Origin of the sequence: Fictibacillus tiangongensis, assembly GCF_048083785.1 — a bacterium.
In the GTDB taxonomy this organism is placed as follows: Bacteria; Bacillota; Bacilli; order Bacillales; family Fictibacillaceae; genus Fictibacillus.
Genome location: NZ_CP182294.1, coordinates 2,648,588 through 2,671,401, shown reverse-complemented (window position 1 = coordinate 2,671,401; position 22,814 = coordinate 2,648,588). Strand labels below are relative to the sequence as shown.

Annotated in this window: 19 protein-coding genes and 1 riboswitch; of the genes, 16 read left to right on the top strand and 3 right to left on the bottom strand. The window is 39.1% G+C overall.

The genetic code is table 11. The features are described 5' to 3' along the window. The first annotated feature begins 15 nt into the window (after positions 1-15). The 5 genes from ACNJYY_RS14385 (at position 16) to ACNJYY_RS14365 (ending at position 7,748) form a co-directional block, all read left to right on the top strand. Positions 16-1,383: a sigma-54 interaction domain-containing protein gene (locus ACNJYY_RS14385; RefSeq protein WP_416729029.1), complete on the top strand. Its 1,368-nt coding sequence runs from the start codon at positions 16-18 to the stop codon at positions 1,381-1,383. 494 nt (positions 1,384-1,877) lie between these two features. Then, a complete protein-coding gene (locus ACNJYY_RS14380; RefSeq protein ID WP_416729028.1) occupies positions 1,878-3,272 on the top strand; it encodes a GntP family permease in 1,395 nt (464 codons plus the stop codon). Positions 3,273-3,304: 32 nt separating this feature from the next. After that, on the top strand, positions 3,305-4,090 hold the full coding sequence (locus tag ACNJYY_RS14375) for a 3-hydroxybutyrate dehydrogenase (protein ID WP_416729027.1): 786 nt from the start codon (positions 3,305-3,307) through the stop codon (positions 4,088-4,090). Positions 4,091-4,147: 57 nt separating this feature from the next. After that, a riboswitch (cobalamin riboswitch) is annotated at positions 4,148-4,350 on the top strand. 130 nt (positions 4,351-4,480) lie between these two features. Next, on the top strand, positions 4,481-6,706 hold the full coding sequence (locus ACNJYY_RS14370; protein ID WP_416729026.1) for a ribonucleoside-diphosphate reductase subunit alpha: 2,226 nt from the start codon (positions 4,481-4,483) through the stop codon (positions 6,704-6,706). Next, positions 6,696-7,748 (top strand): ribonucleotide-diphosphate reductase subunit beta, encoded by a 1,053-nt coding sequence (locus tag ACNJYY_RS14365; RefSeq protein ID WP_416729025.1) that lies wholly within the window; start codon positions 6,696-6,698, stop codon positions 7,746-7,748. The genes ACNJYY_RS14370 and ACNJYY_RS14365 overlap by 11 nt, the downstream gene beginning before the upstream one ends. 59 nt (positions 7,749-7,807) lie before the next feature. Here the strand turns inward: ACNJYY_RS14365 and comER are convergent, their stop codons facing one another. Next, positions 7,808-8,644 carry a late competence protein ComER gene (gene comER, locus ACNJYY_RS14360; RefSeq protein ID WP_416729024.1) on the bottom strand — a complete coding sequence of 279 codons (837 nt, stop codon included), beginning with the start codon at positions 8,642-8,644 and terminating at the stop codon, positions 7,808-7,810. A 92-nt stretch (positions 8,645-8,736) separates the two neighbouring features. Here comER and ACNJYY_RS14355 point away from each other — a divergent pair, with 92 nt between their 5' ends. The 3 genes from ACNJYY_RS14355 to ACNJYY_RS14345 all read left to right on the top strand — a co-directional run bounded on the left by ACNJYY_RS14355 (position 8,737) and on the right by ACNJYY_RS14345 (position 12,194). Beyond that, positions 8,737-9,378 carry a helix-hairpin-helix domain-containing protein gene (locus ACNJYY_RS14355; RefSeq protein ID WP_416729023.1) on the top strand — a complete coding sequence of 214 codons (642 nt, stop codon included), beginning with the start codon at positions 8,737-8,739 and terminating at the stop codon, positions 9,376-9,378. Positions 9,379-9,447: 69 nt separating this feature from the next. After that, positions 9,448-9,909, top strand: a complete 462-nt coding sequence (locus ACNJYY_RS14350) for a ComE operon protein 2 (protein ID WP_066396327.1) — start codon at positions 9,448-9,450, stop codon at positions 9,907-9,909. Beyond that, complete coding sequence (locus tag ACNJYY_RS14345) at positions 9,906-12,194, top strand: DNA internalization-related competence protein ComEC/Rec2 (protein WP_416729022.1); 2,289 nt, start codon at positions 9,906-9,908, stop codon at positions 12,192-12,194. The genes ACNJYY_RS14350 and ACNJYY_RS14345 overlap by 4 nt, the downstream gene beginning before the upstream one ends. Positions 12,195-12,228: 34 nt before the next feature. Here ACNJYY_RS14345 and ACNJYY_RS14340 read toward each other — a convergent pair whose 3' ends face one another. Further along, positions 12,229-12,360 carry a YqzM family protein gene (locus ACNJYY_RS14340; protein ID WP_082820577.1) on the bottom strand — a complete coding sequence of 44 codons (132 nt, stop codon included), beginning with the start codon at positions 12,358-12,360 and terminating at the stop codon, positions 12,229-12,231. Positions 12,361-12,637: 277 nt separating this feature from the next. Between ACNJYY_RS14340 and holA the strand changes: the two genes are divergently transcribed. Further along, positions 12,638-13,672 (top strand): DNA polymerase III subunit delta, encoded by a 1,035-nt coding sequence (gene holA / locus ACNJYY_RS14335; RefSeq protein WP_416729021.1) that lies wholly within the window; start codon positions 12,638-12,640, stop codon positions 13,670-13,672. Between the two features lie 227 nt (positions 13,673-13,899). Here holA and rpsT read toward each other — a convergent pair whose 3' ends face one another. Then, entirely contained in the window at positions 13,900-14,166 is a 267-nt protein-coding gene (rpsT, locus tag ACNJYY_RS14330; RefSeq protein WP_066291124.1) for a 30S ribosomal protein S20, read from the bottom strand. A gap of 156 nt (positions 14,167-14,322) precedes the next feature. On the opposite strand from rpsT, the gene gpr reads away from it, so the two are divergent. The 7 genes from gpr to dnaK all read left to right on the top strand — a co-directional run bounded on the left by gpr (position 14,323) and on the right by dnaK (position 22,721). After that, positions 14,323-15,432 (top strand): GPR endopeptidase, encoded by a 1,110-nt coding sequence (gpr, locus tag ACNJYY_RS14325; protein ID WP_416729020.1) that lies wholly within the window; start codon positions 14,323-14,325, stop codon positions 15,430-15,432. 68 nt (positions 15,433-15,500) lie between these two features. Next, on the top strand, positions 15,501-15,854 hold the full coding sequence (locus tag ACNJYY_RS14320) for a DUF3679 domain-containing protein (RefSeq protein WP_416729019.1): 354 nt from the start codon (positions 15,501-15,503) through the stop codon (positions 15,852-15,854). 241 nt (positions 15,855-16,095) lie between these two features. Then, positions 16,096-17,931, top strand: coding sequence for a translation elongation factor 4 (lepA, locus tag ACNJYY_RS14315; protein WP_416729018.1), 1,836 nt, complete (start codon positions 16,096-16,098; stop codon positions 17,929-17,931). Positions 17,932-18,004: 73 nt separating this feature from the next. Further along, positions 18,005-19,150, top strand: coding sequence for a radical SAM family heme chaperone HemW (gene hemW, locus ACNJYY_RS14310; RefSeq protein WP_416729017.1), 1,146 nt, complete (start codon positions 18,005-18,007; stop codon positions 19,148-19,150). An 80-nt stretch (positions 19,151-19,230) separates the two neighbouring features. Continuing rightward, positions 19,231-20,256 (top strand): heat-inducible transcriptional repressor HrcA, encoded by a 1,026-nt coding sequence (hrcA, locus tag ACNJYY_RS14305; RefSeq protein WP_416729016.1) that lies wholly within the window; start codon positions 19,231-19,233, stop codon positions 20,254-20,256. Between the two features lie 25 nt (positions 20,257-20,281). Further along, positions 20,282-20,854: a nucleotide exchange factor GrpE gene (gene grpE / locus ACNJYY_RS14300; RefSeq protein WP_416729015.1), complete on the top strand. Its 573-nt coding sequence runs from the start codon at positions 20,282-20,284 to the stop codon at positions 20,852-20,854. A gap of 34 nt (positions 20,855-20,888) precedes the next feature. Beyond that, entirely contained in the window at positions 20,889-22,721 is a 1,833-nt protein-coding gene (gene dnaK, locus ACNJYY_RS14295) for a molecular chaperone DnaK (protein ID WP_144698975.1), read from the top strand. Positions 22,722-22,814: the final 93 nt, after the last annotated feature.

Here is a 22,814-nt window from a genome sequence, read left to right as displayed (position 1 = left end):
AATTAGGTGATATACATGTTTGATCAAGATCCATTGTTCAAGAACAACATTCTAGAAACGATCATCGATAGTGCTTACGAGTGGATAGTCGTTGTTGATCACGAAGGAATCGTCCGATACATGAATAAAACGTACTGCGAGTTTCTTGGCGAAAATCCTAAAGAAGTAATAGGAAAGCATGTTACAAATGTAATTGAAAATACAAAAATGCACAAAGACGTATTACAAGGAAAAGTTGAGATTGCAGACCTTCAGTTCATTAGAGGCAACTACATGATCGCAAACCGCATTCCTATCCTAAACGAAGGAAAAGTGATAGGAGCTGTGGGTACAGTCATATTTAGAGACACAGAGCAATGGAAAAAGATGAACTCTCACATAAAAGCCCTTCTTCACGAACTCAATTTTTATAAAAAAGAGTGGGAAGAAATTAATGGTGCTTCCTATACATTGAATGATTTTGCAGGTACATCAAGTGAAGTCCAAAAAGTAAAGAAGCATGTGAAAAATATTGCCAGTGGAGATCTATCGGTGTTGATTCGGGGGGAGAGCGGAACAGGAAAAGAATTACTGGCTCATAGCATTCATCAATTGAGTGAAAGAAGTGGAAAGCCCTTTATCAAATTAAATTGTGGAGCGGTTCCGGAGCATTTGTTTGAATCAGAACTGTTCGGCTATTCTGAAGGAGCATTTACTGGAGCAAAGAAGGGAGGTAAATTAGGTAAGTTTCAGCTTGCAGACGGTGGCACATTGTTCTTGGACGAGATTGGGGATCTCCCTCAAAGCATGCAAATAAAATTGCTGCGTGTTCTTCAAGAAAAGGAAGTAGAGCCAATAGGTTCAGTACATACACAAAAAGTAAATGTCAGGGTAATCGCGGCTACAAATCGTCCTTTAGAGAGCTTAATCAATGAAAATAAGTTTCGCGAAGATTTGTTCTATCGTATAAATGTTCTCCAAATTCAAATCCCGCCACTTCGTGAAAGGAAAGAAGATATATGGCCTCTCGCAGAAAATTTTATCCGATTGAACTGTGCTGAAACAGGTAAAAGAATCCTTAGTACTGATGATGATGTTAAAGAAGCATTCTTAGCCTACAGCTGGCCGGGTAATGCGAGAGAACTTAAGAATTTTGTAGAAGCAGCCATCCAGCTTACACATAGTGACAGATTATCGTTAGATGTCTTTCCTGATTTTTTAAAAGAAAAACTCGGGATCAATAAAAAACAGCTGACCCTTAAAGAACACGTTCAAGAAACTGAAAAAAATGTGATTTCTTATTACTTGGACACGATGGATGGGGATATTATGCGTGTTGCCAAACATCTAGGAATCGGAAAAACGAACCTGTATGATAAGATTAAAAAATACAACATTCGTTAACCTATTCCGTTTTTCCGAAAAACCGGAATCAACTTCCGGTTTTTCGGAATGCTTCATTTTGTTAATTAAAGCCGTACTTACCCATATCACTTTGTTTTATTTGTCATTTTTATCATTACAAACCGGAAATATATTTATTTTTCTTCCGTTTTTCCGGAAAGGTAGAATTGGTGCAGCTAGTTTCACTTTAGTATTTTGATTTTTGATCTTTAGCATTTTCTTCTTTGACTGTTGATTGAATTGTATGGTAAGAGACACTTCCCGGACAGGCAGGAGTGAAAAAAACCGCTTGCCCCCGCGGAAAGCGGGCATCTAGAAACGGAAAATCAACTACTTACAAAAGGAACAAAGGTTACGGAACTGACTTAAGGGTTTAACGTTGGCATGAAACTTGCAAATGTATTACAGGGTGTAAAGGACAAGGAAAGGTGATGATGCTAAAAAAATGAAAGCGCTTTAAAAGTGTTAAATTGATAGAATGGGGGAACTTGAAAATGGACATTATTATTATTTTATTAGCACTATTCTTTTTAATGTTCGTAGCTTACAGAGGATTCAGCGTCATATTATTCGCGCCGATCGCTGCATTGTTTGCTGTATTGCTTACTGAACCTGGTCACGTATTGCCTTTCTTCTCTGGAGTGTTTATGGAGAAGATGGTAGGTTTCATTAAACTCTATTTCCCGGTCTTCTTATTAGGAGCGATATTCGGGAAAGTCATCGAAATGTCAGGCTTTGCAAAATCAATCACTCAGTTTGTCATCAAACTGATCGGACCTGCTAGAGCGATGCTTGCAATCGTACTTGTAGGGGCAATTTTAACTTATGGCGGTGTGTCATTATTTGTTGTTGCTTTTGCGCTCTACCCGTTTGCATCTGAACTTTTTAAACTTGCTGATATTCCTAAAAGACTCATACCAGGTACGATTGCTTTAGGTGCTTTCACGTTTACGATGGATGCTTTTCCAGGGAGTCCGCAGATTCAAAATATAATTCCTACATCTTTCTTCGGAACAACAACATGGGCTGCACCATGGCTCGGGTTTATTGGAGGAATGTTTGTTTTCATCTTGGGTATGATCTACCTTGAGTGGAGACGTAGACAAGCGGCAGCAAAAGGTGAAGGATACGGAACAGGTCATACGAATGAGCCTGAAAAGCTGGATTCTGAAAATCTACCAAATGCTTTTATAGCGATTCTTCCGCTTATTTTAGTAGGAGTGTTCAATAAATGGTTCACCGTTCTAATTCCTCAGTATTACGGTAAGACGTTTGATTTTTCTTCTATTGGCATGAAGAACGTGCCTGAAATTCAGATCCCATCACTTGCTGCTGTATGGGCAGTTGAAGGAGCTTTGATCATTGGTATCGTTACGGTTCTGTTGTTCTCTTTCAAGAGGATTAAAAACAATTTTAATAAAGGAATTAATCTATCCATAGGCGGAGCGTTACTTGCAACATTAAATACAGCATCAGAATATGGATTTGGTGGTGTAATTGCAGCACTTCCTGGCTTTACTGCAGTAAATTCGGCGATGTCAAATACGATTAAAGACCCGCTGATCAATGAAGCGGTTACCACTACCACGTTAGCAGGTATCACTGGATCGGCGTCTGGGGGGATGAGTATAGCACTCGCAACCATGAGTGAAACGTATATCGCACAAGCAGATAAACTAGGAATTGATACAGAAGTGCTTCACCGTGTTGCTTCAATGGCAAGTGGTGGAATGGATACACTCCCTCACAACGGTGCTGTTATTACTCTGTTAGCCGTTACAGGTTTAACTCATAAACAAGCGTATATCGATATTTTTGCGATGACTATCATTAAAACGGTCGCCGTGTTTGTAATCATTGGTTTGTATTATGGCTTTGGTATCGTTTAAACCATTTTTTCTAATAAAGGAGTAATTATTCCATGAGAGCGTTTGTTGAGGGGAAAGTTGTTTTTATTACGGGAGCAGCCAGTGGAATCGGTTTGCAGTTAGCAAAGGCTTTTGCTGAACAAGGTGCAAAAGTTGTGATCAGTGATTTGAATGAAGAGAAGGCAAAAGAATCTGCACAACTGTTAGCTCAAGATGGTCTTGATACAATCGGACTTGGCTGTAATGTGACCAAGGAAGAAGATATAATAAAAGCGTTGGACAAAACACTGAAATATTTCGGACGCATTGATGTCCTCGTCAATAACGCAGGATTGCAGTATGTATCTCCACTTGAAGAATTCCCGACTGAGAAATTCCAGCAATTGATCAGTGTAATGCTTACGGCTCCATTTATTGCAACCAAACATGTATTTCCTATCATGAAACAACAAGGATTCGGACGCATCATCAACATGGCGTCCATTAATGGACTTGTAGGTTTTGCGGGGAAATCAGCATACAACAGTGCGAAACATGGAGTTATTGGTCTAACGAAGGTGGCTGCCTTAGAGGGTGCACCCTATGGAATAACGGTAAATGCGGTTTGTCCGGGGTATGTTGACACACCTCTTGTAAGAGGGCAATTAGAAGATCTGGCTAAAACGAGGAACGTAGAGTTAGAAAAAGTTTTGGAAGAAGTCATCTATCCTCTAGTTCCACAAAAAAGATTGTTAGATGTTCAGGAAATTGCAGATTATACACTCTTTCTTTCAAGTGAAAACGCGAAAGGTGTTACAGGGCAAGCGATTGTGATCGACGGTGGATATGTCGCACAATAAACGATAGATAATTTATTGACATTCACTATATTTAGTGTCAAAGTATATAGTACAAACCTATATATGGAGAATTCAGGTGCCGGATTATCCGGCTTAATAGGGAATTCGGTGCAATGCCGAAGCTGTCCCCGCAACTGTAATTGTGGACGAAATGGAATAGCCACTGTACAGATTAGTTATTTATAATGACTGCTGTATGGGAAGGCCCAAAGTAGGGAGAAGCAAAAGCCAGTAGACCTGCCTGAAGACTCCTATTTTCTTTTCCTCGGGGATTGGGAGAAAGAACTGCGGCTGTTTTATACGGACGATTGTCTGGCAAAATACACGTGATTCTTTTACCCTCTTCCTGATGGAAGAGGGTTTTTATTATGACTAAGGAGTGTATTAACTATGAAAATGACAACTGAAGACTCTTTACTCGGGGAGTGGTTGAGGAGTTGTGTCAAAAATTTCCCGAACATACAAGCTGAAAACTTTTTAAGAAATGCGGAGAAATTGGAAAGTCATACACAAGAACCCAGCTCACTTTATAGACAGTTGATCATGGAGGCGCTAAATGGACTAAATGCAGAGAACCCACAGTGGACATTTGTAGCTTCAGAGATCTATTTAAGGCAGTTATATGAAGAAGTGATGATTAATCGAATGGAGCCAGAAAATAGGCCATATACAAACTTCTATGGATTGGTTACAAAGTTAGTAAGTATGAATATATATGATGATACCATTCTATCAGCATACTCAAAGGAAGATTTGGAGAAAGCTGAAAGTATGATCGATCCATCTAGAGATAAGCTTTTTACATACATCGGACTTAAAACGCTTGCTGATCGATATTTGGCAAAAGGGTTCAACCATGAAATCTATGAATTGCCACAAGAGCGTTGGATGCTGATCGCATTGTTTTTAATGAGAGACGAGAATCCAACGAATAGACTTCAATTAGTCGAAGAAGCATACTGGGCGCTCTCGAACCTTTATATGACGGTTGCCACTCCGACTTTAGCGAATGCAGGCAAGAGTTACGGTCAGCTTAGTTCTTGTTTTATTGATACGATCGACGATAGTTTAAGAGGAATCTTTGATTCTAATACAGATGCAGCAACTGTTTCCAAAGGTGGCGGCGGACTGGGTATCTATCTTGGTAAGATTAGGGCTAGAGGTTCAGACATTAAAGGATTCAAAGGAAACTCATCAGGTGTCATACCGTGGATGAAGCAATTGAATAACACGGCAGTTTCTGTAGATCAGCTTGGACAGAGACAAGGAGCGATAGCGGTCTATCTGGATATTTGGCATAAAGATATCTTAGAGTTTTTAGATGCAAAGTTAAACAATGGTGATGAACGAATGAGGACACATGACCTATTTACTGGTGTGTGTCTGCCGGATCTTTTCATGGAACTGGTGGAAAGACGCGAGGATTGGTATCTGTTCGATCCTCATGAAGTAAGAAAAATCAAAGGCTATTCGTTAGAAGATTTCTATGATGAAACAGTTGGATCAGGAAGCTTTAGAGAGAGATATAGAGATTGTGTAGAAGATGAGAGACTTTCAAAAAAGTGTGTTCCTGCGATCGAGATCATGAAACGGATCATGAAGTCGCAACTTGAAACGGGAACACCGTTCATGTTTTATCGAGATACTGTAAACCGGTTAAATCCTAATTCTCACAAAGGGATGGTCTATGCTTCTAACCTGTGCACAGAGATCATGCAAAACATGTCTGCAACGGTTGTCACGTCAGAGGAAGCTGCAAACGGAGAAATCGTTATCAGGAAAACGCCAGGGGATTTTGTTGTTTGTAATCTATCATCTCTTTCACTGGCAAAAGTTATCAGTGATCAAGTACTTAAAAGAGTCATCGATATCCAGATCAGAATGCTTGATAACGTTATTGATCTAAATCGCATAGATGTACCTCAAGCAGAACTTACGAATAAGAAATATCGCGCGATCGGTGTAGGTACGTTTGGATGGCACCACCTTTTAGCGAAAGAGGGAATCAAGTGGGAAAGTAAAGAAGCCGTTTCGTATGCTGATAACCTGTATGAAATGATTAATTATCATGTCATCAATGCTAGTTGTGAGCTTGCGAAAGAAAAGGGAAGATATCCGGCATTTTCAGGTTCGGATTGGGAGACCGGAAACTACTTTTCGAAGCGTAACTATTATTCTGAAGAGTGGAAGAGTTTAAAAGAAAGAGTGAATATGCACGGTCTAAGGAATGGATACCTTATTGCAGTTGCACCGAATTCATCAACGTCGATCATCGCAAATTCGACGCCGAGCGTGGATCCGATATTTAAAAAATTCTATTCTGAAGAAAAAAAGAATTACAAAATACCTGTAACGGCACCTGACTTAGATGCAGACACGACTTGGTTTTATAAATCTGCATTCTTAATCGATCAAACATGGAGTATTGAACAGAACGCAGCTAGACAACGACACGTGGATCAGTCCATTTCGTTTAATCTCTATGTCAATCACAATATTAAAGCAAAAGAACTGTTACACCTTCATATGCTTAGCTTTAAAAAAGGCTTGAAGACTACCTATTATACCAGATCCACGTCGATTGAGTTAGAAGGGTGTGAAAGCTGTGAAAGTTAAAGAGACTGAACAACTCAAAGAGAGAAGAATCTATGATGTGGAAGCTCCTAACCGATCTACAGGAATAATAAACGGGAAGAGTTCAAACATATTAAACTGGGACGATGTGAGATATAAATGGGCTTATCCTTTATATAAAAACATGTTGGCTAATTTTTGGACGCCATTTGAGATCAACATGTCGAGTGACAGCAAGCAATATGTAAACTTGAGTGAAAAAGAGCAAGATACTTTTAATAAGATTATTGGTTTATTGGCGTTCTTAGATAGTGTTCAAACAGATTATTCGAGCAAGGTTGCAGCGTATTTAACAGATTCAAGTCTTGCTGCGCTAATGGCCACTCTATCGTTTCAAGAAGTCGTTCATAATCAGTCCTACTCTTACGTGTTGTCTTCCTTGGTACCGAAGTCCAAGCAGGATGAAATATTCGAATACTGGAAAACGGATGAGGTGCTAAGAGAGAGGAATGACTTCATTGTAGAAGGGTATCAGGAATTTCTTCAAAATCCTACCCCTCAATCCTTTTTGAAATCTATTATTTACGACGTGATTCTTGAAGGATTGAATTTTTATTCTGGATTCAGCTTCTTCTATAATTTAGCCAGAAATCAAAAGATGGTCTCAACTTCAACGATGATCAACTATATTAACCGAGATGAACAGCTGCATGTGTATCTGTTCACTCAAATTTTCAAGGCTGTAATAGAAGATGATCCGCAATTGAGAGATGAAGAACTGGAGAGGTTTGCGAGAGATACGTTTCACCGAGCCGCTGAGCTTGAAATCAAATGGAGTAAGTATATTATAGGAAATTCATTTGAGGGAATTGATGAATCCGATCTAGAAGCATATATCAAATTCATGGCAAATAAACGATTGAACGAATTAGGTTTTAATAAACTATACCCAAATCATAGTAAGAATCCACTTCCTTGGATAAAAGCATATTCTGATGTGAATTCAGGAAAAAGCGATTTTTTTGAGCAAAAATCGAGACAATACACAAAAGTTTCTGATGAAAACGGGTTCGATGAACTATAGAAAGCCGGGATTTAGATCCCGGCTTTCTTTTTTTAGATGTTTTATAATGACGATAGAAATTACTTAAGTTCTTCTTTCACTTCAAACTGTTGACTTACTTTGTCGCATTCTTCATGATATTTTTCGTGAGTACGCTTAATGACATGGTCGAATACTTCGTCCACTTCATTACTCAGAATCTTAATACCCTCTCCTGTGATACCACCCTTTACACATACCTTCTGAATGAGTGTTGGTAATGTATAGATATCTTTTTCAAGTAGTTTTCCCATTCCGATGATCATATCGCTTGCGAGTTGGGTTGCCTGTGCTTTTGTGATATCGGTCTGATCGACTGCAGAATTAATAAAGCATTGCAGAACATAACCGATAAATGCAGGACCGCAACTTGCAATATCAGAAGAGATTCTCGTGATGTTTTCATCGATAACGAGTGGTGTAGAAATATTGCTCATCAAAGATAGCAGCTTCTCTTTGTAATCAGGGTGACACCTTTTTCCGAACGATACAAGAGATGATCCGGCTAGTGCCCGGTTATTTATGCTCGGGATAGCTCTTGCAATATTACAATCTAGCAGATCTTCCAACTGTTCGCAGGAAATAGGACTCGTAATAGAAACGAGCAGTTGATGTTTAGAGATAGAATCTTTATTGCTAGAAAGCAACGAATAAAACTCGTGTGGTTTCACACATATAAACACAATCTCAGCGAAACGAAAAACCTCTTCAGGATTATTCCCAACCTTCATTTTCGGATAGGCATTCTGCAGCCTCTCCGCTTTTGACAATGTACGGTTAGTGACCATGAGCCTTGATGGCTGAATGGCTGAAGATTCGATAAAAGAAGAAGCAAGAACGCTTCCCATATTTCCGGTTCCGATAATTCCAACCTTCATATCTGAACCTCCTTCCTCTACGTTCAAATTTATGCACGTTGTTTATCAAATATGTTTTTTGCAAGTTCAAGCCTATTTAAGAAGGTGAATTTATGGAAAAGTATAAGCAACATATGAGCTGGTTCATTGGCGGTGGCATATTTTTGATCCTTGTAATTATTGTATCTCTAATGAATTATTTTCAAAGTGAACCAAATATGCCCACAACCTCACAAATACCTAAACAAATAGAATCGGAAACGCCGAATTCCGCCGATAAGCCTAAGCGTAATAATAAGGGTATCAGTAAAGAAAAGAATAAAATTATGGTTGATGTGCAAGGAAGTGTAACGCGTCCAGGAGTTTACGAGTTGAAAGAAGGAGACCGTGTGTTACATGCCATACGGATGGCTGGGGGCTTTACAGATAGAGCTGAAGTTCGTTCTGTTAACCAAGCGTTAAAAATATCCGATGAGATGATCGTATATGTTGCTCAGAAAGGTGAAGAGTTTGAATTGATTCCTGCATCTGCATCAAGTAATCCAGCGGACGAAAAAACCACACTAATTAACATTAACTCTGCGGATGAAACAGTGCTCCAAACGTTAAACGGAGTGGGTCCTGCGAAAGCTCAAAGCATTATTTCCTATCGCGAAGAGAATGGTCCGTTCACTTCTTTTGAACAGTTATTAGAAGTAAGAGGGATCGGAGAAAAGACCATTGAACAATGGAAAGATCAAATTAGCTTTGAGTGAGAGTTTTTATTGATTCTTTAATAGACGGATACTACACTAGGGTTATAGAAAAAGAGGAGGCGGTTAGCGTTGCAGCGAATATCTTGGAACGAATATTATATGGCACAAAGCCAATTGCTTGCCCTAAGAAGTACATGCACTAGATTAGCTGTAGGGGCAACAATAGTAAGAGATAAACGAATTATCGCTGGAGGTTATAATGGCTCGATCTCAGGTGGTGTTCATTGTATTGATGAAGGCTGTTATGTAATCGATGGACATTGTGTGAGGACGATTCATGCAGAGATGAATGCATTATTGCAATGCGCGAAGTTCGGTGTACCGACAGAAGGTGCCGAAATGTACGTTACCCACTTCCCTTGTCTGCATTGCTGTAGATCGATCATACAAAGCGGTATTAAGAAAATCTATTATGGTCAGGATTATAAAAATCATCCATATAGCATTGAACAGTTTAAAGAAGCAGGAGTAATCGTTGAAAAAGTTGAAATGAACTTCTTGCCTTCTACATTTCTTACTCATAAAGCATGAACCCTAGATATGCCGTCTTGAGCGCATGCTCTGCATTCTATGGGCTATGGCTATTTCAGCATTTTTCGGTAACCGGGTTAGTATTACTGGCTATCCTGGTTATCGTTATTGTTGTACAGCTCAAAAAAAAATCAGTTTATGTCCTCGTTTTTCTCCCAGTCTTCTTCGTTTATTCTTACTACGATAACATGAATAGTTTCTCAAAGCTTCAACAGGAGCAGATGAAGTTTTCAGGCAAGATAAAATCAATTCCCAAAATAGATGGTAACCTATTGAGCTTTGAACTTGTAACGAAGGATGAAACAATTATTGTCTACCATAAAATAAAATCCGCAGCCGAACAGGAACAGCTTAAAAAGTTAAGCGTAAATTTTTCTTGCGTCTTAGAAGGGAAACTTGAGGAACCTCGGAAAAAAAGCCATTTTTATGGAATGGATTATCAAGAGTATTTAAAGAACAACGATATCTATTGGATTCTCAAAACGATTGAGTTTGGTGTGGATCACTGTGTGAAGTCAAAAAATTTAAGTGTTCACGATCACATAAAAGCTTGGAGAAGTAAGAATATTAATGAATTAGAAAGTCATTTTTCCAATAACACGGCTGGTTTGATGAATGCTCTGCTCTTTGGATATAGAGATGGAATTGAAGCAGAAACACTTCACTATTATCAAGGTTTAGGACTGACCCACCTATTAGCGGTGTCGGGATTTAATGTTGGAATTGTTACTTACTTTTTATACTTAATCCTTGTTCGGATAGGTATTATGAAAGAGATAGCTTATGGATTAATCATCCTTTTTTTGCCAATTTACATTGTTCTAACGGGTGCAGAGAGTTCGATCATACGAGCAGGTATGATGGGAATCATCGTGATACTCGTCATGATGTTAAGAAGAAAAGTGCACCCTGTGACACTGTTGTCAGCTGTTTGCATAGGGATGCTATGCTTCAATCCTTCCTTTGCTTTTGATCTTGGGTTTCAACTCTCGTTTTTAATGACCTTCGTCTTGATCACTTCTATTCACGTTCTCAAAAACGCGTCACCTCTCAGATTACTGATTATCACTTCCTTTATCTGTTCCATATTTTCCTTTCCGATCATTCTGTATCATTTCTTTGAATTTTCCTTATTGTCGATTCCCTTTAATGTGTTATACATCCCTTTTGTATCAATGCTGCTGTTTCCCATCTCTTTTATTAGCCTGCTTCTTTCTATATTTGCTCCGAAAGTGATTTTAATCGTTAATGAGATTATTGAACTCTTATTTTATTTTTCTGTCATGTTTATGGAAAGAGCACAATTTCTCAAAATGGCAGTTGTTTTAGGAAGACCGGCAGAATGGATATTTATACTTTATTTTGCGGGGATCTTATTTTTTCTTTATAGATGGGAATTTACTAAGCGTATTCACATAGTGAGTATAGTGCCATTTCTAATTGTTTGCTTCATCCATTGGGGACTGCCTTATGCGAACCCTAATGCAACGGTATCTTTTATAAATGTAGGACAAGGAGATAGTATTCTTGTGGAATTACCTTATAGAAAAGCGGTCTATATGATTGATACTGGTGGTACAGTCTCATTCGATCAAGAAGAATGGGAAAAAAGAGAAGAAGAATATGACGTTACAAAAGAAGTCGTGCTTCCTTTCTTAAAAGCAAAAGGAATTCGGCATGTAGATGGGTTAATCATTACTCATGGAGATACGGATCATGCTGGAGGAGGAGAGTTTTTGCTTAAAAATATAATGGTGAGCAATGTTTTTTTGCCTAATAAACAAAAAGGCAACAACCTTGAGACGCTGATCGAGACTACAGCAGCCAAGAAAAATATAAATGTGGTGAAGTTAGGTAAGGGAATGCAATGGGAATCAACTCACTCCTTATTTTTCGTTCTGCATCCAGGATCTGAAGAAAGTACCTCAAATAATAATTCTATCGTTCTTTGGCTTAAGATCTACGATCGTACTTTTTTACTAACGGGTGATATTGAAGCTGAAGCTGAAACTGAGATCACGAACAGTTTTCCAAGAATAAAAACTGATGTTCTAAAGGTTGGTCACCACGGAAGTGTAACATCTTCAACTGCTTCTTTTTTAGACAGCGTCTCACCCCGTTATGGAATTATCTCAGCCGGCGAGAATAATTTATATGGTCATCCAGCACTAGATGTTCTGAAAAGATTAAGAGAAAGAGGTATTGCTATTTATCGGACAGATGAGCATGGGGATGTTTCGATAATGGTAGACAAAAAGAGGTTGAAAGTTAAAACAGCAAAATAAAAAAGGACCGAATAAATTCGGTCTTTTTTATGTATTATGCGATTGCTTTTAGAATGACCCCGATAGCGAAGATTACCGTAAAAAATCCAAACGATACAACAAACCCCATACCGGAATCAATAAGGTCGTTACGCTTACTCTGTACATCTTTTTCGAAATGATTCATGTGACAACCCTCCTAATCCATCCTTAGTATACGTTATCATTTTTAAAAAATCCATACTGAAAATGCTTTCTTTTACGTGTTTTATCTAAAACTTACCAAAGATGAGATTCGTTGTCACCAATATACTTAAAATGCATAGGATATCCTATTAAAGCTAACCTTAAACGATTATATCGTTTTGGTGTTAGTGTTTATCATAAATGAAGGAACAGACATATGAGCTGTTCCTTCTTTTGCTTGCAAATGCACTTAGTTCCTCATAGGATAAGAGGTAGAGGTGAAAAAGGTGCTCACAGTAGAAACATTAAAAAAGAAGATTAAGAACGGTGAATCATCCCCAATCTATCTGATTTGGGGCACAGAAATTTATTTAGCAGAAGAAGCGATACAAACTATATCTGGACTTTTGTCTCCCGACGAAAAGGACTTTAACTTAAGTGTGCATAATCTGGATGAAAACTCGATTCAAGAGATAATGGAAGATGCAGAAACGATGCCCTTTTTGGGAGATCGCCGCGTCGTCGTTATAAAAAATGCAGCTTTCTTAACAGCTGCCAAAGATAAATCAAAGATCGAACACGATTTCAAAGTATTTGAACAGTACATACAAAATCCGGCAGATTATACAACGTTAGTCATCGTAGTTCCTCATGAAAAATTAGATGAACGCAAGAAAATAGTAAAATTGGTTAAAACACAATCTGAAATGATTCAGGTTTCAGTGCTAAGTAACGATACTGCTGAAAAATGGCTTCAAAAAGAAGCTGCGAATCTAGAGGTATCCATCGATGGAGAAGCGGTTCAGTTGCTTCTTTCTAGGCTAGGTACACGCATGGCAGTATTGGCAAAAGAAATGGAAAAAATGGCTCTCTTTGTAGGTGAGAATGGAGTTATTTCGAAGGAAACTGTAGATTCATTAGTCGCAAGAACTCTTGAGGATGATGTCTTTGCATTAGTTGATCATGTGGTGCATAAAAGAACAGAACTCGCTCTTAGAAGTTTTTATGATCTAATGAAACAAAATCAAGAGCCGATTCAGATCCACGCTTTGATTACGAGACAATTTCGAATGATTAATGGCGTAAAAGAGCTGCAGAAGAAAGGTTACGGAGAAAAGCAAATCGCTTCTTCTCTAAAACTGCATCCTTATGCGGTAAAACTTGCTGCAAAACATGCAAATCGCTTTCATGAAGTTTTTCTTAGGAACTGTCTAAATGAATTTGCAGAAACAGATTATAAATTAAAAACCGGACAAATGGACAAAACGCTTTTGCTGGAGTTAGAGATCGTTAAACTCTCTCAAGGATCATAAGTCTAAGTCAAACCTCTTTTCATACGTTGAAAAGGGTTTTTTTGTCTCATTGTCAAAAAGAATGAAGATGATGGTTTGTCGATGTATGACAACTTGCCGGATTTAATTCAAAAACATACAAAAATCCAGCTCTGCTATAAAACTCGAGCTGGATTTTTAGCATTTTTGAGCAAAATAAAAAAACGACCTATTGGTGTAAGGCCGTTTTTCGGGTTTCATCCTTCAATTTATGCGTTAACACCGTTTAAAGCCTTAGCAAGACGAGACTTTTGGCGAGAAGCTGCATTTTTGTGGATAAGTCCTTTGTTTGCTGCTTTGTCAATCTTCTTAGAAGCAGTAACAAAAGCTGCTTGAGCACCTTCTGCATTGTTTGAAGCTGCAAGTGCTTCAAAGTTTTTGATAGCAGTACGCATGCCAGACTTTAGTGAAGCGTTGTGTGCACGACGCTTTTCGTTAGTTTTTACACGTTTAATCGCTGATTTAATATTAGCCAATCCATTCACCTCCCTAAATGAACCATGAGCAACAAAATTACTTTCCGTTGCAAAAAATAGGACACAAAGTATTCTATCAAAATCGACCCCTAAATGCAATACAAGAATGAAAAGGAAGAGTTGCGGCAAAAATAATACAAAGGAAGGTGGTAGATTATGGGTAAGGATTTGGACCTGTCAGCCTATTCAGTTCGAACAGATCTGGCTATAGAAGCGCACGATATGCTGCTAAAAGAAGATGAGGTTGTAAATAAAAGCACGCTTGAAGGTGTCATTATACATGAAAAAGATAGAGATGGAATTAAGATTGTCAGAGTAGAGATCGATGAAAAGGGTGCAGAGACTACCGGGAAAAAAGCAGGCGTGTATGTCACTTTTGAGGTTCAAGGAATTCGTGAAAAAGATTCGAAGCTTCAAGAACGCGTACAAGAAGTTTTTGCACATGATTTTAATCATTTCTTAAAAGAACAAGGAATTAAGCAGGATGATACTTGTCTCGTTGTAGGATTAGGAAACTGGAATGTTACACCAGATTCTCTAGGACCATTAGTTGTTGAGAATTTGACCATCACAAAGCATCTGTTCGAGTTAGCTCCTGAAAACGTAGAAGAAGGGTTTCGGCCAGTTTGTGCGATTTCACCTGGAGTTATGGGCATTACAGGGATAGAGACGAGTGATATCATCGATGGCATCGTGAAAAAGGCGAATCCTGATTTCGTTATAGCGATTGATGCTTTAGCATCTCGTTCGATCGAAAGGGTGAATGCTACGATTCAAGTTTCAAATACAGGTATCCATCCCGGGTCGGGGGTTGGAAACAAGCGAAAAGAACTTAGTAAAGAAACGTTAGGGATTCCAGTTATCTCTATCGGGATCCCTACGGTAGTTGATGCGGCTACGATCACCAGTGATACGATTGATTTTATTCTAAAGCACTTTGGACGTGAGATGAATGAAAAGGATAAACCTTCTAAATCACTTTTACCAGCGGGTATGACGTTCGGGGAAAAGAAAGTCCTTACAGATGATGATCTACCTGACGAGGGTCATCGTAAATCGTTCTTAGGAATCGTAGGTGTCTTAGAAGAGGATGAAAAGCAGCGATTGATCAGAGAAGTGCTAGCTCCGATAGGGCATAACTTGATGGTTACACCGAAAGAGGTGGATGTTTTTATTGAAGATATGGCTAATGTTTTGGCGAACGGTTTGAACACAGCTCTTCATGGCGGCATCGATCAAGGAAATACTTCTTCTTATACACATTAAGTTGTAGTCATGTTTGGACAAGCTTGTGCATAAATTTAAATCGTATATCCCCGTGTGGAGGAATGATCATGACAAAATTTATGTTAAAGTGTTTCGGACTAGTAACTATTCTTTTATTTGGGGTTTTATTTGGTATTCAAAAAGCACAGGTTGAGATGGATGATCTAAAAGGCTCTTCACAAGAAAGTGTTGAGTCAAGCACCAGTTCTGGGATCAAACAAGAAGAAACGGAAAAGAACCCTGCTTCGATTACAAGTCATGACATCAAGTCTAAACAAGAAAAGTTAAGTGAAATAGATTCGTTCAATGTATTTTCAGCACTTGGACAAAGACTTACATCTTGGATCTCTTCAGCTTTTGGTGTCATGATCTCTATATTTGGTGTTATTATTAGTGAGATGTTAGCTGTATTTTCACCCTAGAACCATAAAGGATATTTTCCTTTAGTGGTTCTTTTTATTTAGGTGACATTCAGCCAACAATTTAAGAATGAATGAATTTAAGAATTTAATAACATGAACAGAACGAAAATCTAGTAAAGAAGTTACTGCTGACTTAAAACATAGTTTCACCCTATTTTTTAGGTTGTGATTGAAACGGATACTTTGTATTGCTATAATCAAAGCTAGTGACTTTTCCTAAAATTGTAGGAGTGAACGTATAATGAACAGAGAAGAAAAATTAAAAAGACAAGCTAAAATAAGGAATTTCTCCATAATTGCTCACATTGATCATGGAAAATCCACTTTAGCGGACAGAATTTTGGAAGAAACGAGTGCGCTAACACAGCGTGAGATGAAAGAGCAGCTGTTAGACTCGATGGATCTTGAACGCGAACGTGGAATAACGATTAAATTAAATGCTGTTCAGCTGCAATATAAAGCTAAAGACGGTGAAATTTATACGTTCCACTTAATTGATACCCCAGGACACGTAGATTTTACATACGAAGTGTCTAGAAGCTTAGCAGCCTGCGAGGGAGCATTGCTTATCGTAGATGCTGCTCAAGGCATCGAAGCACAGACGCTCGCGAATGTGTATCTGGCATTAGAGAACGACTTAGAGATCCTGCCTGTTATCAACAAGATCGATCTTCCGAGTGCAGAGCCTGAACGAGTGCGCCAGGAGATCGAAGACGTTATCGGTTTGGATGCTTCAGAGGCAGTACTTGCTTCAGCAAAAGCAGGTATTGGTATTCAAGATATTCTAGAACAGATCGTAGCAAAAGTACCGGCACCACCTGGGGATCCAGAAGGACCGCTAAAAGCACTTATCTTCGATTCACTTTATGATCCTTATCGAGGCGTCGTTACGTATATTCGTGTGGCAGAAGGAACGGTTAAAGTCGGCGATAAGATTAAGATGATGGCGACAGGGAAAGAGTTTGAAGTCCTTGAACTTGGGGTGTTTACGCCTAAAGCCGTACAAAAGGACTTCTTAACGGTTGGAGATGTAGGTTTCCTAACAGCTTCGATCAAAAATGTTGGAGACACACAAGTCGGTGATACGATAACAAGTGCCGTTAAGGGTGCATTTGAGCCTCTACCTGGTTATAGAAAGATGAACCCGATGGTATACTGTGGTTTATATCCAGTAGACACAGCGAAATATAACGATCTTCGCGAAGCGTTAGAACGTTTAGTGTTAAATGATTCTGCTCTTCAATATGAGCCTGAAACCTCTCAAGCACTTGGTTTTGGTTTCCGTTGCGGATTCTTAGGCCTGCTTCACATGGAGATCATTCAAGAGCGTATCGAGCGAGAGTTCAATATCGACTTGATCGCGACAGCTCCGAGTGTTATCTACAATGTTACGATGACAGATGGAGAAAAGATCGTTGTTGATAACCCAGCGAACATGCCAGAAGCACAGAAGATTTCTGTTGTGGAAGAACCGTATGTTAAAGCATCTATCATGACACCGAACGATTATGTTGGTACGATTATGGAGATCTGTCAGAAGAAACGCGGTATCTTCATGACGATGGATTATTTAGAAAACAACCGAGTAAATGTTCTTTATGAGATTCCTCTTTCTGAAATTGTGTATGATTTCTTTGATCAGTTAAAATCAAGCACAAAGGGATACGCATCTCTAGACTATGAATTGATTGGTTATAAGCCATCTAAACTGGTTAAAATGGAAATATTACTGAACAATGAGAAGATCGACGCATTATCGGTAATCGTTCATAAAGATTTTGCATATGAGCGTGGAAAAGTAGTCGTTGAAAAGTTGAAAGAGCTTATTCCTCGTCAACAGTTCGAAGTGCCGATCCAAGCTGCAATCGGACAAAAGATCGTGGCACGTTCAAACATTAAAGCATTACGTAAGAACGTTTTGGCTAAATGTTACGGTGGAGACATCTCACGTAAGCGTAAGCTTTTAGATAAGCAAAAAGAAGGAAAGAAGCGTATGAAGACGATCGGTAGAGTAGACGTTCCTCAAGAAGCGTTCATGGCCGTCCTTCGTATGGATGATACAAATAACAACAAATAAAAAGCAACTTAAGACCGCGAAGGCAATTCTAGCGGTCTTTCCTAATTTATGAGACAAAAAGGCGGTGAACATCTTGCTTAAAGCTGCATATCTGCATATTCCATTCTGTGTACAAATTTGTCATTATTGTGATTTTAACAAGATATTTATTCATCAGCAGCCAGTGGATGAATATTTACAATCTATGAAAAAAGAGATGGTCCATACGACGTCCAGATTCAAGGATTATGAGATGGAAACCATCTTCGTAGGTGGCGGAACACCAACCTCTTTGAGCGAAAAACAGCTGCAAACGTTTTTGAGTGATGTGAATGAAGTGCTTGGTAACAGATTCCTTAAAGAATTCACGGTTGAAGCGAACCCGGAGCAGACAACAAAAGAAAAGATCGCCGTGTTAAAAGCGAATGGAGTTAACAGGCTAAGTGTTGGCGTTCAAGCTTTTCAGTCTTCTTTGTTAAAAAAATTAGGAAGAACACATACCAAAGAAGATATCTATTCTACAGTTGCAGAAGCAAAAAAAGCAGGTATTGATAACATGTCGATCGATCTCATGTTTGGGCTGCCAGGCCAAACGATGGATATGTTTAAGGAATCGGTAGATGAAGCATTAGCATTAGATGTGCCTCACATTTCTTCTTATTCGCTGCAGATTGAAAAGAAAACCGTTTTTTATAACTTGGCTCAAAAAGGCAAGCTGATTCTTCCGGAGCAAGAGCTTGAAGCTGCGATGTATGATTATTTAATTGAGGCTCTTGATAAAAAAGGATTCAAACAATATGAGATCAGCAATTTTGCAATTCCAGGGTTTGAGAGCAAGCATAATCTCCAATACTGGAACAATAACGAATATTTCGGCATAGGTGCTGGAGCTCATAGTTACGTAGAAGGAACAAGAAGAAGAAATGCAGGTCCATTAAAACAATATATGAATTTAGTCGAGGAACATGGTTTTCCGTATATCGAAGAACATCAAGTCCCACTATCTGAAAAGATGGAAGAAGAAATGTTCATGGGACTTCGTAAACAGGAAGGTGTTTCTGATGCTACTTTTATGAGTCGATATGGCAGATCCATGTTTGATATCTATAAAGAACCTATTCAAAGACTCATTCAGAAGGGTTGGCTAGAACAGAGAGAAAACACTCTTCTTTTAACGAAGGATGGAAGACCTTTAGGCAACGAAGTCTTCCAAGAATTTATTGGTGTAGTTTTAGATTGACAACGGAGAGTACCTTTTGGTAACTTATATTATAGATTTAGCACTCGCTCTTTAAGAGTGCTAACAAGTGGGGTGATGGTATGTTAACGGAACGACAACTCTTTATTCTTCGTGTTTTAATAGATGACTATATTAAGCATGTTGAGCCTGTAGGTTCCCGTACGATCTCTAAACGAGAGGACATTACCTACAGTCCAGCAACGATTCGAAACGAACTTGCGGACTTGGAGGATCTTGGATTTCTAGAGAAAACCCATACATCATCTGGTAGAATACCATCTGAAAAAGGATATCGATTTTACGTGGACCACCTGCTTCCTTCTCTTTCTATGAAAGAAAGAGAGATCGGTCATTCAGAACTTCTATTTACAGAAAAGGTCCAGGAAGCAGAGGCATTATTTGATCAATCAGCTAAGATTCTATCAGATTTGACAAACTATACATCGGTTGTGTTAGGACCTAACGCACTAGATATGAAGTTAAAGCATATGCAGATCATTCCGATCTCTTCCCAAGTGGCAGTTGCGATCTTTGTGACGAACACGGGACATGTTGAGAATAGACAGATCGTGCTGCCTGATACGATTGAACCTTCAGAACTAGAAAAGCTTGTGAATATTCTAAACGAAAGACTTGCAGGTGTTCGATTGATAGAATTGAACACACGTATACAAAAAGAACTTTCGGCGGTGTTTAAAAAGCATCTTAAAGATTATCAGAACATGGGTGTTTTCTTAGATCAGCTTCTTCTATGGAGCAAGAAGGAAAAGCTTTTTTATGGCGGGAAGACAAATATGCTTTCTCAGCCGGAATTTAGAGATTTAGATAAAGTTAGACCGCTTCTGGATTTTTTAGAAACGCGTGATTTAATGGAGAAACTCGTGTCATCTACAGAAAAAGGGCTTACCATAAGGATCGGAACAGAAAATGAGCATGAAGCGATGAAAAACTGCAGTGTGATCAATGCCTCTTACACGATGCATGGTAAACATTTAGGTACGATCTCATTAATCGGTCCAACCAGAATGGAATATCAAAAGGTCATCTCTTTACTAGATTCATTATCAAAGGAAATGACGAACCGATTAAACGATTTTTCAAATTAGTGGATTACTTTAGGGAGGTGAAAGCATGAGCAAAGAGGACATCACTCAAGATCAATCACAAACTGATGTGAATGAAGAAGTAACAGAAACAGAAGAAGTAGTTGTTGAAGAAGTGGAATCTACTACAGAAGAACCTCTCACTGAAGAGCAGCAACGTATTTCAGAGCTAGAAACAAAGCTTGAGGAAGCTAGCCAAAAGAATCTTCGCCTTCAAGCGGACTATGATAATTTCCGCCGCCGATCGAGAGAAGAACAGGCAGCTAGCCTTAAATATAAATCTCAAAGTCTTCTTGAACAGTTATTACCTGCACTCGATAACTTTGAGCGTGCTTTGAAGACAGAAGCTACAAACGAGCAGACCAAAACCCTTATTCAAGGAATGGAAATGGTTTATCGTCAACTAGTAGATGCACTGAAACAAGAAGGGCTGACAGAAATTCCGTCAGTCGGTCAAACATTTGACCCCAACCTGCATCAAGCAGTTATGCAAGTGGAGGATTCTGAAGCAGAGTCTAATACAGTTATTGAAGAACTGCAAAAAGGTTATATGTTAAAAGATCGAGTTATTCGACCAGCAATGGTTAAAGTAAACGCGTAGATAAAACTACATATGAATGATGGAGGGAAAAAACATGAGTAAAATCATCGGTATTGACTTAGGTACAACAAACTCTTGTGTAGCTGTTATGGAAGGTGGAGAAGCGGTAGTTATTCCAAACCCGGAAGGTAACCGTACGACACCATCTGTTGTAGCGTTCAAAGATGGAGACCGTTCTGTTGGAGAGGTAGCAAAGCGCCAAGCTGTAACGAACCCGAACACGATTATGTCGATCAAACGTTACATCGGAACAGATCACAAAGAAACAGTTGAAGGTAAAGACTATACGCCGCAAGAGATTTCTGCGATCATCTTGCAAAAATTAAAATCTCATGCTGAAGACTATCTTGGAGAAAAAGTTGAAAGAGCGGTAATTACCGTTCCGGCTTATTTCAACGATGCACAGCGTCAAGCTACGAAAGATGCTGGACAGATCGCAGGACTTCAAGTTGAGCGTATTGTGAACGAGCCAACAGCAGCAGCATTGGCTTACGGCCTTGAAAAGGATGAAGACCAAACAATCTTAGTATTTGACCTTGGTGGCGGTACGTTTGACGTATCTATCCTTGAACTAGGTGATGGTTTCTTCGAAGTAAAAGCAACATCTGGGGATAACAAGCTTGGTGGAGATGACTTTGACCAAGTGATCATCGACTATCTAGTAAGCGAATTTAAGAAAGAGAACGGTATCGACCTATCTCAAGATAAGATGGCATTACAACGTCTAAAAGATGCTGCAGAAAAAGCGAAGAAAGATCTTTCAGGTGTAACAACTACACAGATCTCATTACCATTCATCACAGCTGATGCTTCTGGACCTAAGCACTTAGAGTTAAACTTATCCCGTGCGAAATTTGAAGACCTTTCTTCAGACTTAGTTGAACGTACGATGGGACCTACTCGTCAAGCACTTAATGATGCTGGAATGTCACCTTCTGACCTGGATAAAGTTATCCTTGTTGGTGGATCGACTCGTATCCCTGCTGTACAAGAAGCAATCAAGAAATTTACTGGTAAAGAGCCGCATAAAGGCGTAAACCCTGACGAAGTTGTTGCACTTGGTGCTGCCATTCAAGGTGGAGTACTTGCTGGAGATGTGAAAGATGTTGTTCTTCTTGATGTAACACCACTTTCATTAGGGATTGAAACGATGGGCGGCGTGTTTACTCGATTGATTGATCGTAACACGACGATTCCAACTTCAAAATCTCAAACGTTCTCAACGGCTGCTGATAACCAAACATCTGTTGATATCCATGTTCTTCAAGGAGAGCGTGAAATGGCAGCGCACAATAAAACGCTTGGAAGATTCCAATTATCTGAGATCCCGCCAGCACCACGTGGAGTGCCTCAAATCGAAGTGAGCTTTGACATCGATGCGAACGGTATCGTAAACGTACGTGCAAAAGATCTAGGTACGAACAAAGAGCAATCCATCACGATTAAATCTTCTACAGGACTATCTGATGAAGAGATCGATCGCATGGTAAAAGATGCTGAAGAAAATGCAGAAGCAGATAAAAAGAAACGTGAAGAGATCGACACTAGAAACGAAGCGGATCAGCTTGTGTTCACAGTGGATAAGACGTTGAAAGACCTTGAAGGTAAAGTAGACGAAGCTGAAGTGAAAAAAGCTGAAGAAGCGAAAGAGAGCTTGAAAAAGGCTCTTGAAGGTGACGATATCGAAGCGATCAAGAAAGAAAAAGAAGCTTTGAGCGAAATCGTTCAACAACTTTCTGTAAAACTTTATGAGCAAGCCGCTCAACAAGCTCAGGCTCAACAAGGCGATGCAGAAGGACAATCAACAAAGAACGATGATAACATCGTTGACGCTGATTATGAAGAAGTAAACGACGACAAAAAGTAACACTTAGCAGATAAAAGTCAAAGTCAGGTCATCTTGACTTTGACTTTTTTTCTGAGTTGACTTATGAGTTCATTGGGCTTAAGACCGTAACAA